This is a genomic window from Rhizobium sp. SG741 (assembly GCF_012275435.1).
GTDB lineage: Bacteria > Pseudomonadota > Alphaproteobacteria > Rhizobiales > Rhizobiaceae > Rhizobium > Rhizobium lusitanum.
Window position 1 is genome coordinate 1,010,250 of record NZ_JAAZQP010000001.1, and the last position, 14,495, is coordinate 1,024,744.

Genomic DNA, 14,495 nt, shown 5'->3' on the forward strand with positions numbered 1-14,495 from the left:
CAGCATCCGTTTCTGTTTGATTTCGGTGTGAAAGCCTCAATTTCAATGTGCATCAGGCCAGCGACTCCAGGATTCTTTCCCGCTCGACCTTGTAGACGTGGTCATAATCGGTCTCCCTGAATTGTTCCAATTCACTGGCGAAAAGCTCGGCTGCATGATGGCCGGCATGTGTCTTTTCGTCTTCTATGACCGCAGCTATCCGTCGAAACAGTTCGGACTCGAAATTGCCTGTGACGTTCAGTGCGTTCGGCCTTGCCAGTCTCGCCCCGCCATCCAAACGGATTGCAGAGACGTAAAACTCATCTTCGTAACCGGCGCCCGCCGATGTCAACTCGGCGCGCCCATAGAGCAGCAATCCGGTTTCCCAGCGATCGCAGAGGCGAATGCTCAGCTCATCGAACGAGTATTCGCAGGAGAACACATCGGTGTGCATTGTCATTCTGCTGCCTTCGCGTTTGACGTGGAGTACACACGTCCTATTTTGCTGTTGTCCATCATCACTGTGTCCGCCAGATCCGCCGCAGTAGTGTTGGGCTTACTGGGCATTAACGGCACTTCCTTTCAGCGTACTTCCGGCTTCCAAATCCATGGCCTGTCCGGTTTCGCTGACTTCGTGCAAGCTTTTAACGCTTGCGCGGGCTCATTCCTTTCAGTGCCAATAGGCTCTTAATGAGAAATTGCCATTCAACACGATATATGTCAACATTATTTATGTTTATTTAGATCGAGAAAGACACTAAAAGTGTTTGAGACCTATGACCGCCGACATATTCAGCAAAAGTCACAGATTTGGTGAGCTATGCGAAAGGAGAAAAGGCGGGCTTGCTACTTCCGCGCAATATGCCCGCAGATGCGGCCGATGATCGTCAGCCGCTCCAGTTCGACAGTGAATGTTTCCAGCGCCGGATTGTCCGAAATGATTTTCACCTGGCTCGGATGCGTGAAGGGCACGCGCTGGAGGCGCTTGATCTGCGGTTCGGAATAGCCGTCGCTAATGGCGTAAACGGTATCGGTCGTCATCTGGTTTTGGGAGAGATCGACGATGACGCGATCGCCTGGCATATATGTAGACTGCATGGAGTCGCCGATCACCTCCATGATGATGGTATGGTTTGGCGAAGCTTTCGCCTCGTTGCGCAAATACCCCGCGGGAATCAGCCATTCCGCAACGATCTTGTGGCCGGCGACATTCCCGGAGCCGACGGGCAGGTTGATGACTTCGCCGACAACGCCGCTGCCGGCACCCAGCTTGACATCCACTTCCGGCGTTGCGCCTGCGATCTGCGGCTGCCAATGCTCGCGGCTGTAGCTGAGCTCATCGTTATCTTCAGCGAATCCTTCATTGTATTGCTCGTCCGGATCGAAGGAGGTGACCATGTTCGGTACCGAGCGGGCCACTTTGCGCGGCCCTTCGCCGGTCAGGAGATAGGCTGCCGTCGTGCCGAATTTCTTGGCATAGCGGTTAGCGATCTCGGCGTTGAATTCGTTCTGGCCGTTCTCGTGCGCCCGGTAGGTGGAAAGGCTCACGCCGAGCGCTTCTGCCGCCTTCGTGGCTGATGGATAATTTGCGGCTTCGCGCGCGGTCTTCAGTCGTTCGCCCATGGATTTTTGCATCAGGTGACACTCGCAAAATTATTAACATAAATCATGTTGACATCGGCATTATTATCAACATAATTTGTGTTTATCAAGAGGCCTGCGGTGCAAATCGCCGTGGCCGGTACGCTGGCTTAACCGGCGTGCGATGGAAAGATGTTTTTAGGGGTGATGGCATGATCGCGAGTTGGAGGGGCAGGAAATCATATTTGCAGACGGGATATTTCGATCGCTTCTGGGACTGTCCAGGCTGTCATCGGGCTTTGTCGATCGCAGAGATCATCGAACTGCATTGCGAAAACTGCGACGCAGCCGTGGAGCCGGCGGAGATGGACGATGCCGAGCCTGCGACACCGGCGCTGAATCCGGAGGAGATGCCATGAGCGAAATGTTACAAGGCTTTCTGGCGTGTATCGGCGCCGCGCTCTTCTTCGCCAGTACGCTGGCGGCGATAGAATCCGTCTTCTGGAGATCAGAATATTCAGGCGATCAGGATGACGCCTGCGGTGCACCTGAGGGTGACCAGATCCATTTCCGGATGACCGGCGACAAAGATGCCGGCGCGGCAAAGCCGACACGCTTCGCGAAACCGAGCTGAAAATCGGCTTCTGCACGAAAAATCAAACCACGGAATCCAACTCACAGACTTGGCCTTGCCGGCCAGAGGAGGTTGCTATGAATGAATTTCAAATCGGAACAGAAGCGGTTACGGGCGGTCATCTCGGCTGGATTCGCAAGGTTCATCGCGCGACGAACGAGATCCTCAAGGATCGAAGCGGCGAACCGATTGTCTTTGCGACGCAGGACGCAGCAAAGGCCGCCGCTGGCGAGGCCATGGTTGCCTATCTGAACACGCCCATGCTGCGCGATGGCGCGAGAGTGGAGGCAATTTCCAAGGCGGAAGCTTTCTTTAAGCCCAAGCCGATCGGCGTTGCGGCCGGGAACATGGCGTGACCGATATGCCGCGGTGGAACAAGCATACATTTTCTTGCGAAAGGAGCCGCAGGATCGATGACCAAGGGCAAGCTTGATCTTCTTCTCGATGGCCTCGGCATCAAGCTCGTTCCGGTCCATCGCCGCCGCGCACCGGCCCAGAGCCATGCTCGCGGGACCATGCAGGAAATCCGGGGGCGACATGGCGACGGACATCTGGTCTTCGTTCTGCGCTGCATCCGTCAAACCGGAAATAATCGCGACGAGCTTTGGTCGGATACGATCGGAGCAGTCTCCGATGTTCTTATGCAGCGTCAGGATTGGGCGCTGCAGCGTCCGGGCGACCTGCTTGACGCCTTCGACGACATCGCACTTGCTTCGCTGCGCTTGGATGCCGTGGCGAGGCGGCCTTGGCCGGTTCGCGCGACGCTGCGAACCCTAATCTATTGGGAATTGGAGAGACGACTTGATGCACCGACCCGCCTCGCAGTTTGACGATCTATCCCATCATGCGGCTGAGATCGCCGATTTGAGCCTGATCGTTCGTGCTCGCTTCATCGAGGCGGCCGATACGATGGTTCACCTCGATGTCCGCGGCGTTCGCCCGGACAGAATGCGCACGCTCTGGCCGGATGTCCTGCCCGAGTCGATGGATCATGCCGATCTCCGCATCCGTTATCGCCCGAGCGCTGCCGCCATCAGTCGGGCCGAAGAGGTGTTGCAGGATTGGCTGCGGATCCACGTCCGGGACGAGGAGCGCCGCATCCTGCTTTCGCGCTGGTCCGTTTGCCTTGCTGCACCTCGCGTCGCCGGATCTTTTCGGGATTTCTGCGCCCGAACCGGGCGTGTGCGGCGCACCGCGGAGCGGCGCATTCAGAGCGAATTTCAGAATGTCGCCGGCGCACTTCTCGCCACTTCGCCGATATTGCAGGAGCCTGACTGGTCGCGCATATCGCCGATGATGCCGAATTCGGCCGGCGGTTGCGAGCGGGTTAAACCGCCGATGACCAAACATGCAACGCATTGGTTGCCGGATGACGCCCGGCCGGTGTTCGATGCGGCCAGCCCTGAACTTGCGGAGCTTGCCAAGCGGCTTGAGCGCGGAAATCGCCGGCGTGCCAAGATGAAGGTCTAGATCGCGACGGCATTTCCGGTCCGAATCCGTATTTGCCGCTGTGGTCGACCTTGATCGTTTTCACCTTATGGTGACATGCTGCTTTCGAATGCAAAGACGCCGCTTAGCCGAGGGCTTGCGGCGTTCTCGCCAAAATCCGGCACGGCATATTCTGCCAGAAGCCGAAGTCGCGATGCCGGCAGGTGAGCGCGCCACGGGTCGCCGATTAGAGCCACTGTGCCTTTTGCCAGACAGCGATCCAGAAATGCGGTGACGCGTTTTGCAAGGGCCGCTTCATAGAAGAGATCACCGATACAGACGACATCGACTGCGGGAGGTTCGCCTCTTGTCAAATCTGCGAGGACGGGCTGGACAGCCACGTCATTCAGAGCCGCATTAAGCCCGATGGCTGCGATGGCATAGGGATCGATATCAGCGGCATGCACGTCCGCCGCTCCGGCCTTTGCGGCTGCAATGCCCACAATTCCTGAGCCAGCACCGAGGTCGAGCACGCGGCAACCGGCGACGGTTTCTGGCCTATTCAGAAGATAGCGTGCTAGTACCAACCCTCCACCCCAGTAATGTGCCCAATAGGGGGAGCCGAATTGCGGATCCCGCTCTGCGAGGTGTCGCAAACCGCTATGCGGGCCTGCCTTGTGCAGCCGAATCTCGGGAATGCCGGGAATGGGCAGAATCGGAAGATTGGTGGTGATGAACTGCCGTGCACCGTCGAGGCCTAGGGCGCTTTCCAAGTTGTGGCTCAATGCTTCCTCTTGCTTCGTCTCTTGGGAACTATCATCAGATAGTTCCGGAGAGAATATTGATCAATTCGTCGGACTGCGGAGCGCGATATTCCCAAGGGATTTCAAGTAATTATCCATCGTCTTCGTCAAGATTCGTCAATCCTTGCAGAGCCGTTATCCTTCAAGGGTGTCGCCAACAGCGCCGAATTGGGGTATTGGTTTTGACATGATGAGAACAGTTGCAGCGACGCACTGTTGACCGCAAGCGATGTTTTAAACCGCTTGTTTCCTTTCAAGGCTCCATCGGAATTTCAAGCATGTCCAATGCCGACAAGCCGGTCGTGCAGCGAAAGCCGCGCGCGCGCCGGCGCAAAGCCGTTCCGGCCGGCGATACGCCGCTCGATTATATGTTGAAGGTGATGCGTGATGATGAGGCGGATCAGAAGCGACGCGATGAAATGGCGAAGATCGCAGCATCCTATGTTCACCAGAAGCCAAGCGAGCGCCCTGGAGCTGGGGCCAAGGGAAACCGGGCTTTCACGATCGATTTAACCAATGCCACGGATGAGCAGCTTGCGACACTCGAATCCCTCTTCGGTCCGCTTGCCGGATCCGGTGACGATGATGGCGGCGATCCAAGAGGAGAAAGCGAAGCGGACAGTTGAGCGTGAGCGGGCCGAGCGTAACAGACAGATCGCCGCGGATGCCGAGCGGATTCGCGCCGATTGCCAGTCGCTGGCCGGCTTCGTCCGAGAAGCCTGGCATGTCGTCGAGCCATCTGCGGACTATGTCCATGGCTGGCACATTGACGCGATCTGCCGGCATCTTGAAGCAGTCACTTCAGGCGAAATCACGCGGTTGCTGATCAATGTGCCGCCGGGCACGATGAAGTCGCTTCTCTGCGGCGTCTTCTGGCCGGCATGGGAATGGGGACCGAAAGACAAACCACAACTGCGCTATCTCGGCGCGTCCTATTCGGAACATTACGCCAAGCGCGACAACAGACGCATGCGCGATCTGGTTGCCTCGGAATGGTATCAGGCGCTCTGGGGGGACCGGGTCAAGCTGACGCGAACCGGCGAGATGGCCTTTGCCAATACCCGCACGGGATCGCGCCAGGGCGTGCCGTTTTCAAGGCTGACCGGAGGTCGCGGTGACCGGGTCATCATCGATGATCCTCATTCAGTCGATGGTGCGGAATCCGAAGCGGAGCGTCTGTCGACGGTACGGACATTTCGCGAGTCCGTGCCGACGCGGCTCAACGACCCGCAGCGTTCGGCCATCGTCGTGGTGATGCAGCGATTGCATGAGGCGGATGTGTCCGGCACCATTCTGGCGCTTGGGCTCGGTTACGAGCATCTGATGCTGCCCATGGAGTTCGAGCCGGAGCGCTGTTGTCGCACATCGATCGGATTTGTCGATCCGAGGATGGAAGAGGGCGAACTGCTCTTTCCGCAGCGCTTTCCGCGTGCGGTGGTGGAACGTGACAAGATACCGCTCGGATCCTATGCGGTTGCCGGTCAGTTTCAGCAGCGACCTTCACCGCGCTCGGGCGGGTTGTTTCAACGCGGCGATTTCGAAATCGTCGAGGCGGTGCCTGCCGGCGCGAAACGCTGCCGCGCCTGGGATTTCGCTGCCTCAAAGGAGCGTCCCGGCCGTCAGCCGGACTGGACCGTCGGTCTGCGCATGGCATGGGCTGACGGCGTCTTCTACGTCGAGACTATCGCCCGCGGACGATGGTCGGCCGCCGAGGTGGAACGCAATCTGAAAAACATGGCGTCGCAGGACGGGCCGACGGTGACGATCCGTATGCCGCAAGATCCGGGCGCAGCCGGCAAGGCCGATGCGGAAACGAAGATCAAGCTGCTGGCTGGTTTTCCGATCAGAGTCTTGTCTGCGACCGGTGACAAGGCGACGCGCGCCAAGCCGGCGTCGGCGCAGGCGGAAGCCGGGAACGTCAAGCTGTTGCGCGGAGACTGGAACGAAGCATTTCTGGACGAGATCTGCGCCTTTCCGAACGGGCAGTTTGATGACCAGGTCGATGCCTTTGCAGACGCTCTGAACGAGCTCGCGCTGAGCTCTTCCTTCAGCTTCACGAATTTCTAGGCTCGCTGGCGCGGGTCTTTCATCACATCGATATCAAAGGACAATCCATGGGGCAGATATTCTCGATGGTTCGCGACGGATTGGTGAGCCTTGCATCCCGCATGGGCACGGAAAGAGACAAGGCGGCCTCGGTTTTCTACGCGCAACCGATCCTGACAGACGAGCAGATTATCGCGGCCTATCGTGGCTCCTGGCTGCCGCGAAAGATCATCGACATCCCGGCATTGGATAGCTGCCGGAAGTGGCGAAACTGGCAGGCCGCGGGCGACCAGATCGGATTGATCGAAGCGGAGGAGCGCCGGCTCAATCTGCGCGGCAAGGTGCTTGAAGCGTCCACGAAAGCGCGTCTGTTCGGTGGCGCTGCCTTGTTCATCGGTACCGATGATTCCGATCCGGCACTGCCGCTCGACATGGAGGCAGTTGGAAAAGGCGGCCTCAAGCATCTGACCGTGCTGACACGCCGCCAGCTTGCAGCCGGTGACATGGATGGCGATCCGGCGTCCGAGTGGTATGGCAAACCGAAATTCTACACGCTAACCGGCGCCAACGGGACGCAGGTGGTTATCCATCCGTCGCGACTGGTCATTTTCAGAGGTGTCATGACGCCAAATGAAGAGTTCGGCGGCATGGGCAATCATGCTTGGGGCGAAAGCGTGCTGGCCGCGACATTCGACGCGATCAAGAATGCGGATAGCACAGCGGCCAATATCGCCAGCCTCGTCTTCGAAGCGAAGATCGATATCATCAGGGTGCCGCAGTTCTCTGCCAATATCGGCAATCAGGCCTATGAGGACGCCGTGTTGCGCCGCTATACGCTCGCCAATGCCATCAAGGGTGTCAACGGAACGCTGATCCTCGATGCTGAGGAGGAATACGACAGCAAGGGTGCGCCGCTCTCCGGTCTTACCGACATTCTGATGGCTTTCATGCAGATCGTTGCTGGTGCCGCTGATATTCCGGTGACACGCTTGCTGGGCCAATCGCCCGCCGGCCTGAATGCCACCGGCGCTGCCGACATGAAGAACTATCACGACCGGATCCAGGCAATCCAGGAGCTTGACTATACGCCCGCAATGGCGCGGCTCGACGAATGCCTTATTCGTTCTGCCACCGGTGCCCGCGATCCGGCGATCTATTCCAGCTGGGCGCCCTTGGAGCAGATGAGCGAGAAGGAGCGGGCCGATATCTTCAAGACGAAGGCAGAAGCGGCGCGAGCCTTGTTTGGCTCAACTGCCGGCGGGGAGATTATCGCGCGACAGGCGCTCTCCGAAGCGTTGGTGAATGCTTTCGTCGAGGATGGATCGCTGCCCGGATTGGAGGCGGCCATGAAGGCATCCGACCAATCGGAACATGCCGCCCAGCCCAAACTGGCTTCTGACCCGATCGAAGAACGCAACGTCCTGTCGATGTAACCGCCCAAGCATCCGGCTTTGTCATAGCCAGCAGCTCCTTACTCTAAACTCCATTAGGCTCCGACCAGGAGAAATCCCAACATGAATTTCACAGACACTGTCACCGTCGCGGGAACGCGGCGGACCGGAGACGGCTACCTTGTCGCCGACGCCCGGATCGCCCGCACGGGCATTCAAAGCTACAGCGGCGCCGAGATCGGCCGGCCCGAGATGCACGCCGTGCGGATCTATCGGCCGGGCACGGAAGTCTTTTCCGACGATACGCTGAAAAGTGCCGCTCACCGGCCGGTGACAAACGAACATCCGCCGGAAATGGTCACGTCGGAGAACTGGAAGAAATACTCCGTCGGCCAGACCGGTGACGAGATCGCCGGCGAGGGCATCTTCCTCCGCGTGCCGCTGATGGTCAGCGACGAAGCGGCCATTCAGGACATTGAAAGCGGCAAGCAGGAGCTTTCGGCCGGCTATGTCTGCGACGTCGACTTTACCGCGGGCGTAACGCCTGCAGGCGAAGCGTATGACGCCATTCAGCGAAATATTCGCATCAACCATATCGCCATTGTGCGCCGTGGCCGAGCGGGCTCGAAAGTCCGCATCGGCGATGCAGCCGCACCGTGGGGCTGCTCTCCTCTCGCAGCCCCACGTTCCATTTCCGATCATCATCAGAGCAAGGAAGGAATGATGCCCACGAAGACAATGACGATCGACGGCATCGACATCGAGGTCAGCGATCAGGCCGCGGAGATCATCACGACATTGCAGCAACGACTTGCGGATGCGGAGGTTGCGCACCAGAAGGCCATCGCCGTTCGCGATGCGGAACCCGATGCGCTCAAATCCGCACTTCCGAGCGATGCCGAAATCGATCGGAAAGCCGAGGCGCGCGCCGACTTGATCGGCCTTGCCAAGACGATTGCCGGCAATATCAGGACATCCGGCCTCACCGATGCGGCGATCCGCAAGGCTGTCGTTATCGCCAAGGCAGGCGAGAGTGCCGTACAAGGCCGATCGGATGCCTATATCGACGCGCGTTTCGACATGCTGGCCGAGGGGCTGCGCGAAAAGCCGGATCTGTTTGCCGGTGCGGTCAAGGACGGCATCAACTCGACGCAGACGTCCATGTCCTCAGCCTTCACTGCCTATGCCGCCATGGTTCGCGACCTCCAGTCCGCGCATCTGGCCGCCAACCCCACCTAACCAGGTCAACGAAAAGGAGACGCTTCAATGGCGACTTATCAGACCACCTATGGAAACGCTCCTCGGAAGGGCCTGCATGGGCAGATCGCTTCGGAGGAACAGGCCAACAAGATCAGCCGTACGGTGGAGAATGCCGCCGGAATCAAGTTCGGCCAGCCCGTCCAGCGCGGCCTCGCCGACCACGGCGTGGCGCCTTACGCCGCCGGCGGCAAATTCCTCGGCATTGCCGTGCTGACGCCGACCGTGCTGCCGGATGTAGCACCAGCCGGCGGCTTTGCGCAGTTCGTCACGGGCGCATTCCTGACCTCCGGTCAGATGTATGTGCGGGCAGGCGGCGCCGTCGCCGATGGTGACGCTGTCTACTACAGCTCCGCTGCCGACGCCTATGTCAACGCAGCCGGCACCGGCATCGTCGGCCCCATCCCCGATTGTTTCTTCGACACGAGCGGCAGCAACGGCGACATCGTCGAAATCTCGCTCAAGCACAGGAGCGCCTAATCCATGAACCAATTCGTTCGACAGCATTTCGCGGACGCCCAGGCGGCCTATTCCTTCGTTATTGCGCAGGGTCGCAATATCGAGACCCGTATCTACCAGCGGCGCTATCCGACCCTCAACTATGGCCTCCATGTTCCTGTCGTCACTGAAGGTAACGAATGGGCTGCCGGCACGACCTTCTTTACGGTCGACAGCGCCGGCGAGGCGAAGTTCCTCTCCGCCGCCGGCACGGACATGCCGTTCAACCAGTCAACGCGCGACAGCGCCAGCCACGACTTCGCGATGCTTGGCTCGGGCTGGGAATGGAATCTCGAGGAGGTCAATCAGGCCGCGCTCTACAGTCTCGATCTCAACGCATCCAACGCCATTTTCGCCGCCGATAAGATCGAGCGCCTGCTGAATTCCGTCGCCATGATCGGCTCGACGGAAAAAGGCTGGACCGGTTTCGTCAACGATCCGAACGTCTCGCGTGTCGATGTCGCTGCCGATGGCACAAGCGGCTCGACGCACTGGTCTGCCAAAACGGCCGACCAGATCTTGCGCGACGTCAACGATCTTATCGGCGGCGTGCGGAAGAGAACGGGCGAGGTCGAGTGGGTCGACAGCCTGCGTCTGCCGCCCGAAGCCTTCCGCCTGATCGCCACCAAACGGCTTGCCGATGGCGACGGCTACATCACCGTGCTGGAGTTCCTGCGGCGCGGCAATGTTTACACCGCCGAGACCGGGCAGCCGCTGGACATCCAGCCGCTGCGTGAGTTGGCCACAGCATCGCAGGATGGCGGCGGCCGCATGGTGGTCTATCGCCGTGATCCTGAGGTACTGCGTTTCCATCTGCCGATGCCGCGCCGCGTGCTGCAGCCGCGCCAGAAGTCGATCATGAGCTTCGAAACCGGCATCATCGCCCGCACCGGCGGCACCGAGGTGCGTCTGCCGGCCGCCATGGCCTATGGCGACGAGATCACGGCTGCGGCCTGACGCTGATTGCCCTCTTTCCGCCTCGCGCGGGGAGAGGGCGTCTGTCTTCTCAACGATCGATACGGAGCTTTCATGTCCGCATCCTTTTACGGCACGCTCGCTGCCGCCGATGCCTATTTCGCCGATCGTGCCAATGCCGGCTGGGCGCTGGCCAGCGATGGCGATCGCCTGGCGGCGCTGGTGCGCGGATCGCAGGTGGTCGACAGCCTTTACGAGCCCAAATTCAGCGGGCGGCGAACCGGGGGCTATGACCAAGCCTTGTCCTGGCCTCGCAGCGAGGCGACGACGGTGAATGGTGAAGTGATCGCTGACGATGCATTGCCGCTGGCCGTGACTTATGCGGCCTATGAAGCGGCGGCGCTCGAGCTTTCGGAACCCGGCAGCCTGACGCCTGTCATCGTTGCGGCCCGCACGGTGAAGCGCGAGAAGGTGGGGCCGCTTGAGACGGAATATGCAGTCGCTGACACGAGCGACGACATGATCGCTGCCGCAAGGCCGGTGCTGACCAAGCTCGACGGCCTGCTTTATCCCCTCCTGCGTCCGGTTCTGCCGGGCATTCTGGTGGTGTGATGGAGGCTTTCGATTATGGCAAGACCCGGGCGACTGCCGAGCGGCTGATCGCCAAGTTCGGCCAAAAAGGCAGTCTGCGGCGCATCAACAATTCCGGCCCTGATTATGACCCCGTTCAGGCGAGCGACGACTTTCCCTGTTCGTTCGTCGATCTCGATCAGAGCCAGGCGCATGTTGCTGACACGCTGATCCAGCGCGGGGATCGCATGGTCTATATCTCGACCGAGGGGCTTTCGATCACGCCGACATTGGCCGACAAGATGCTGATCGGCGGCGTCGAGCATGCGATCGTCGATATCCAACCGCTGTCGCCGGGCGGAACCGTCGTCTTCTGGCAGCTGCAGGTGCGGCGATGACGGCGCTGGTGCGTTTCAAGACGATCCTGACGCTTTGGCTGCTGTCGCGAACCATCCTGCTGCTCAATCGGGTTTCACCGTTGCCGGGAATTGAGAGGAGTGGCGGAGCGAAGGCCGAATCCCAAACCGCCAGACCTGCGGTTCGCGCCCGCTACGGTCATCTCACCCTTTTGAATTTCGAGCGGCGTGGCTCTTCGCCGGGCGACGCCGCCGATGATCCATAACGCTATCAAGGGGCAATCGACATGGCTTCCTCTAATTTTTCCGCCGATATTGCCGCCTGGGCCGAGCGGACCAAGAGGCGCATGGAAGAGGTGGCGAACCTCTCCGCGCAGCGGCTGGCCGGGGCGATCGTCGAGGCAACGCCTGTGGCCTCCGGCGAACTTGTCAATTCCTTCCGGGTCTCCGCCCCGCCACGGCAAAGCAGGGACGCGGAGGGATCCAATGAAGGCCAGCCGGTCGATCTGGCCGGCCTCGGCGTGCCATTAGGCGGGATGATCCATATGGGGTTCACCGCGCCGCACGCCGCCGCAGTCGAGTATGGCAAGGATGGGCAGGCGGGGCAGGGCATGGTGCGGCTTGCGGCGCGCCAATGGCCTGACATCGTCGAGAGCGCCGCACGCGACTCGGCGGACTGATCTCTCTAAATTTCAACATCATAGACATGGGTGACGCATGGCGACGGGGACGGACGCTCTCATTCTGGCTGCGCTGCTGGACCATCTGGCCGCACTCCAATTCCAGCCGCCATTGCCGGTGGCGCAGCCGGGCATTGCCTTCCCGCCGGCGGGGCAAGAAAAGCCGGATAATTATCTGGCTGTCAGCTACCTGCCCAACCGTCCCCGGCAGGTGACGCTCGGCGACGATCCGCAGCAGAAGCTCGGGCTTCTGCAGGTTTCCGTCTATTGGAAGGCCGGCGGCGGGCTGATCAAGCCACTCGATGCCGCCGGCCAGGTCATCGACCATTTCAACAACAAGACGCTCTTCGCCTCTGGCGTGAAGATCACGATCAGTGGCGAGCCGTGGGCCGCAGGCCCGATCCAAGAGGATGACCGGGTGCAGATACCGGTCACCATTCCCTACACCGCCTTTGAACCGGAGACATGATCCATGGCGAATAAAAGCACGAAGAAGGGCTCGAAAGTCTATGTATGCGAGACGCCCCAGAATACCGACCTGACGGCCACGGCCTATGCCGCGCTGACCTGGGTGCAGGTAGGCAAGGTCGGCAAGGTCGGCGATTTCGGCTCGGAATCCACCATCAACAACTACAATACGCTGGATGAGCCGGTGCAGCAGAAGCAGAAGGGCGTTTCCAACGCCGGCGATCCGGAGCTCGAAGTTGCCTCCATCGCCGATGATCCCGGCCAGGACATTCTGCGCGTCTTCGGCGATCCGCTTAACATCAACAACATGGCGATCAAGGTCGAGCGCAACGACGCGCCGCAGGGCAAGACCAACACGGTGTTCTATTCGCGCGGCGTCGTTTCCGGCCCGCTCTATCCGGGCGGCGGCTCCGACGATTTCGATCTGGAGAAGTTCAAGATCGGCCTCAACCAGCTGCCGATCCGCGTCGACCCCGTCACCACGCCGTAAGCGCGATCTTACGGAACCTTGCGCGCGTCGCTCTCCTGCGGCGCGCGGCCACTCGAATATGTCCCAACCGATAAGGTGTTTCCTTGGATATCTCCAGTCTCGTCAATTCCGAAGATCTCTTCGAGCTGCAGCTCCTGCATCCGGCCACCGAGGAGCCGCTCGGCATCTCCTTCATGATCCGCTCGGCCGAGAGCAACGAGGTGAAGAAGATCGTTCGCCAGCATAGCGACCGCTTCCTCGCCAGCCGTAAGAAGAAGCTGACCACCAGCAAGGTCGAGGCCGAATATCTCGACAAGGCGGCCGCGGCTATCGCCTCCTGGAACTGGGGCGAGCAGCAGTGGAAGGGCGAGCAGCCGGTGCTCTCCTTCGAGAAGGCCCGCGAAGTCGTCGAGGACGCCGGCTGGATCTACGATCAGGTGGCCGGCGCCTCGGAGGACCGCGCAAATTTTATGAAGAGCTTGCCGAAGGGCTTTCAGAAGCCGTAGGGGTCGTTGCGCGCTATGATTGCGTGCGCGATACAAACGGCGAGACCCGGCGCGAGCGCAACGAGGCCTTCGAGCTTTTAAGCCCGGAGGCCGAGGTGCCGGAGGCCGGCCATGCGCTCTGGGACTGGTTCTGGGACCTGCGCTCGACGCAGGCTTCCGGATTTTCCGGCCCGGCGCCGCTCTCACACCAGGAAATGCTGGGCTGGCTGCAGCTGACCGGCAACCTCCTGCGCCGCGAGGACATCGCCGTGCTGAAGGCGATGGACGGGCGCTATTGCCAAGCGGTGGAGGAGGAGACAGAGGCGATCAGGGCGCGGGAGGCGGGGTAGGTTTTAGGAAGCGACTTCAAATGCATCAACCAAAGAGCCACCTGAATGTATCGCGAACCCATCCCGCATAAGGGGCAATTGGTTTCAATTCTCTCCGCAATTCTTCCACAGTTCGGGAAGGGGCATAGCTAAAGTCCCTAAGTATCTCAGAATCACTGGCGGAATCAGTTTTAAAGATGGAAACCCCGCCCGCTGATACTTTGGAAATGCTGCCATCAATGGAAAGATATTGACAATTAATTGCTCTGGTAACCTTTTCCGCTCTCGTATTCAGCACGTTAAAGTTTATGGTTGCGGTATAGAGCATAGGCTTTATCGAGCCTTCATCAAATCTCTCCAGAAAAAAGCTTCGTATGTCGGGGCTTTGTTTGTACTCTTCTTCCAGGTCACCTCTGGTACCCGGCCTCTCGTTAAAGAAGAACCTGTTGCGCTCATAGGTGGAAGGTGCCGCGAGATACCCTTTGAGACGGGCCTCGCAAGCGGTCACGATCGGCGGATCAAAGATGCCAAAGCTGTAGATCAACAGCAACGCGGCAAGCACTGCAATCACGCTAACAATCAATTTCATTAAAATTCCCGCGAAAT

General features: G+C 59.7%; 23 protein-coding genes. 19 read left to right on the top strand and 4 right to left on the bottom strand.

What is annotated here, in order from left to right:
- Positions 1-52 precede the first annotated feature (52 nt).
- Positions 53-439 carry a hypothetical protein gene (locus FHT29_RS05110; protein WP_047562800.1) on the bottom strand — a complete coding sequence of 129 codons (387 nt, stop codon included), beginning with the start codon at positions 437-439 and terminating at the stop codon, positions 53-55.
- 386 nt (positions 440-825) lie between these two features.
- Positions 826-1,614 carry a LexA family transcriptional regulator gene (locus FHT29_RS05115; protein ID WP_037194520.1) on the bottom strand — a complete coding sequence of 263 codons (789 nt, stop codon included), beginning with the start codon at positions 1,612-1,614 and terminating at the stop codon, positions 826-828.
- A 191-nt stretch (positions 1,615-1,805) separates the two neighbouring features.
- Here FHT29_RS05115 and FHT29_RS05120 point away from each other — a divergent pair, with 191 nt between their 5' ends.
- The 5 genes from FHT29_RS05120 (at position 1,806) to FHT29_RS05140 (ending at position 3,664) form a co-directional block, all read left to right on the top strand.
- Positions 1,806-1,979, top strand: coding sequence for a hypothetical protein (locus tag FHT29_RS05120; protein ID WP_168599258.1), 174 nt, complete (start codon positions 1,806-1,808; stop codon positions 1,977-1,979).
- A complete protein-coding gene (locus tag FHT29_RS05125) occupies positions 1,976-2,194 on the top strand; it encodes a hypothetical protein (RefSeq protein ID WP_168599259.1) in 219 nt (72 codons plus the stop codon). The genes FHT29_RS05120 and FHT29_RS05125 overlap by 4 nt, the downstream gene beginning before the upstream one ends.
- A 77-nt stretch (positions 2,195-2,271) precedes the next feature.
- Positions 2,272-2,550 carry a hypothetical protein gene (locus FHT29_RS05130; RefSeq protein ID WP_092577543.1) on the top strand — a complete coding sequence of 93 codons (279 nt, stop codon included), beginning with the start codon at positions 2,272-2,274 and terminating at the stop codon, positions 2,548-2,550.
- Positions 2,551-2,607: 57 nt separating this feature from the next.
- Entirely contained in the window at positions 2,608-3,024 is a 417-nt protein-coding gene (locus FHT29_RS05135; RefSeq protein ID WP_168599260.1) for a hypothetical protein, read from the top strand.
- Entirely contained in the window at positions 2,999-3,664 is a 666-nt protein-coding gene (locus FHT29_RS05140; protein ID WP_037194513.1) for a DUF6362 family protein, read from the top strand. Before FHT29_RS05135 ends, FHT29_RS05140 begins: the two co-directional genes overlap by 26 nt.
- Positions 3,665-3,729: 65 nt before the next feature.
- Here the strand turns inward: FHT29_RS05140 and FHT29_RS05145 are convergent, their stop codons facing one another.
- A complete protein-coding gene (locus FHT29_RS05145) occupies positions 3,730-4,407 on the bottom strand; it encodes a 50S ribosomal protein L11 methyltransferase (protein ID WP_168599261.1) in 678 nt (225 codons plus the stop codon).
- A 296-nt stretch (positions 4,408-4,703) separates the two neighbouring features.
- Between FHT29_RS05145 and FHT29_RS05150 the strand changes: the two genes are divergently transcribed.
- The 14 genes from FHT29_RS05150 to FHT29_RS34380 all read left to right on the top strand — a co-directional run bounded on the left by FHT29_RS05150 (position 4,704) and on the right by FHT29_RS34380 (position 13,910).
- Positions 4,704-5,051, top strand: a complete 348-nt coding sequence (locus FHT29_RS05150; RefSeq protein WP_037194511.1) for a hypothetical protein — start codon at positions 4,704-4,706, stop codon at positions 5,049-5,051.
- A complete protein-coding gene (gene terL, locus FHT29_RS05155) occupies positions 5,008-6,492 on the top strand; it encodes a phage terminase large subunit (RefSeq protein ID WP_210255364.1) in 1,485 nt (494 codons plus the stop codon). The genes FHT29_RS05150 and terL overlap by 44 nt, the downstream gene beginning before the upstream one ends.
- Positions 6,493-6,539: 47 nt before the next feature.
- A complete protein-coding gene (locus tag FHT29_RS05160) occupies positions 6,540-7,904 on the top strand; it encodes a phage portal protein (RefSeq protein ID WP_168599262.1) in 1,365 nt (454 codons plus the stop codon).
- Positions 7,905-7,985: 81 nt separating this feature from the next.
- Complete coding sequence (locus FHT29_RS05165) at positions 7,986-9,101, top strand: DUF2213 domain-containing protein (RefSeq protein WP_168599263.1); 1,116 nt, start codon at positions 7,986-7,988, stop codon at positions 9,099-9,101.
- A gap of 27 nt (positions 9,102-9,128) precedes the next feature.
- On the top strand, positions 9,129-9,599 hold the full coding sequence (locus FHT29_RS05170; RefSeq protein ID WP_168597908.1) for a DUF2190 family protein: 471 nt from the start codon (positions 9,129-9,131) through the stop codon (positions 9,597-9,599).
- Between the two features lie 3 nt (positions 9,600-9,602).
- A complete protein-coding gene (locus tag FHT29_RS05175) occupies positions 9,603-10,574 on the top strand; it encodes a DUF2184 domain-containing protein (RefSeq protein WP_168599264.1) in 972 nt (323 codons plus the stop codon).
- A gap of 72 nt (positions 10,575-10,646) precedes the next feature.
- A complete protein-coding gene (locus FHT29_RS05180; protein ID WP_168599265.1) occupies positions 10,647-11,144 on the top strand; it encodes a DnaT-like ssDNA-binding protein in 498 nt (165 codons plus the stop codon).
- On the top strand, positions 11,144-11,500 hold the full coding sequence (locus FHT29_RS05185; protein WP_168599266.1) for a hypothetical protein: 357 nt from the start codon (positions 11,144-11,146) through the stop codon (positions 11,498-11,500). Before FHT29_RS05180 ends, FHT29_RS05185 begins: the two co-directional genes overlap by 1 nt.
- On the top strand, positions 11,497-11,724 hold the full coding sequence (locus FHT29_RS05190) for a hypothetical protein (RefSeq protein WP_037194498.1): 228 nt from the start codon (positions 11,497-11,499) through the stop codon (positions 11,722-11,724). The genes FHT29_RS05185 and FHT29_RS05190 overlap by 4 nt, the downstream gene beginning before the upstream one ends.
- A gap of 21 nt (positions 11,725-11,745) precedes the next feature.
- Positions 11,746-12,138 (top strand): HK97 gp10 family phage protein, encoded by a 393-nt coding sequence (locus FHT29_RS05195; RefSeq protein ID WP_168599267.1) that lies wholly within the window; start codon positions 11,746-11,748, stop codon positions 12,136-12,138.
- A 37-nt stretch (positions 12,139-12,175) separates the two neighbouring features.
- Positions 12,176-12,607, top strand: a complete 432-nt coding sequence (locus FHT29_RS05200) for a phage tail terminator-like protein (protein ID WP_015340443.1) — start codon at positions 12,176-12,178, stop codon at positions 12,605-12,607.
- A gap of 3 nt (positions 12,608-12,610) precedes the next feature.
- The gene (locus tag FHT29_RS05205) at positions 12,611-13,096 is read left to right on the top strand and encodes a hypothetical protein (protein ID WP_068398185.1); all 486 of its coding nucleotides are present in this window, start codon (positions 12,611-12,613) and stop codon (positions 13,094-13,096) included.
- A gap of 83 nt (positions 13,097-13,179) precedes the next feature.
- Positions 13,180-13,581 (top strand): hypothetical protein, encoded by a 402-nt coding sequence (locus tag FHT29_RS05210; protein ID WP_092577516.1) that lies wholly within the window; start codon positions 13,180-13,182, stop codon positions 13,579-13,581.
- Positions 13,582-13,604: 23 nt separating this feature from the next.
- Positions 13,605-13,910, top strand: coding sequence for a hypothetical protein (locus FHT29_RS34380; RefSeq protein WP_168597915.1), 306 nt, complete (start codon positions 13,605-13,607; stop codon positions 13,908-13,910).
- Between the two features lie 25 nt (positions 13,911-13,935).
- Here FHT29_RS34380 and FHT29_RS05220 read toward each other — a convergent pair whose 3' ends face one another.
- Complete coding sequence (locus FHT29_RS05220; protein ID WP_131512306.1) at positions 13,936-14,478, bottom strand: hypothetical protein; 543 nt, start codon at positions 14,476-14,478, stop codon at positions 13,936-13,938.
- Between the last annotated feature and the right edge of the window lie 17 nt (positions 14,479-14,495).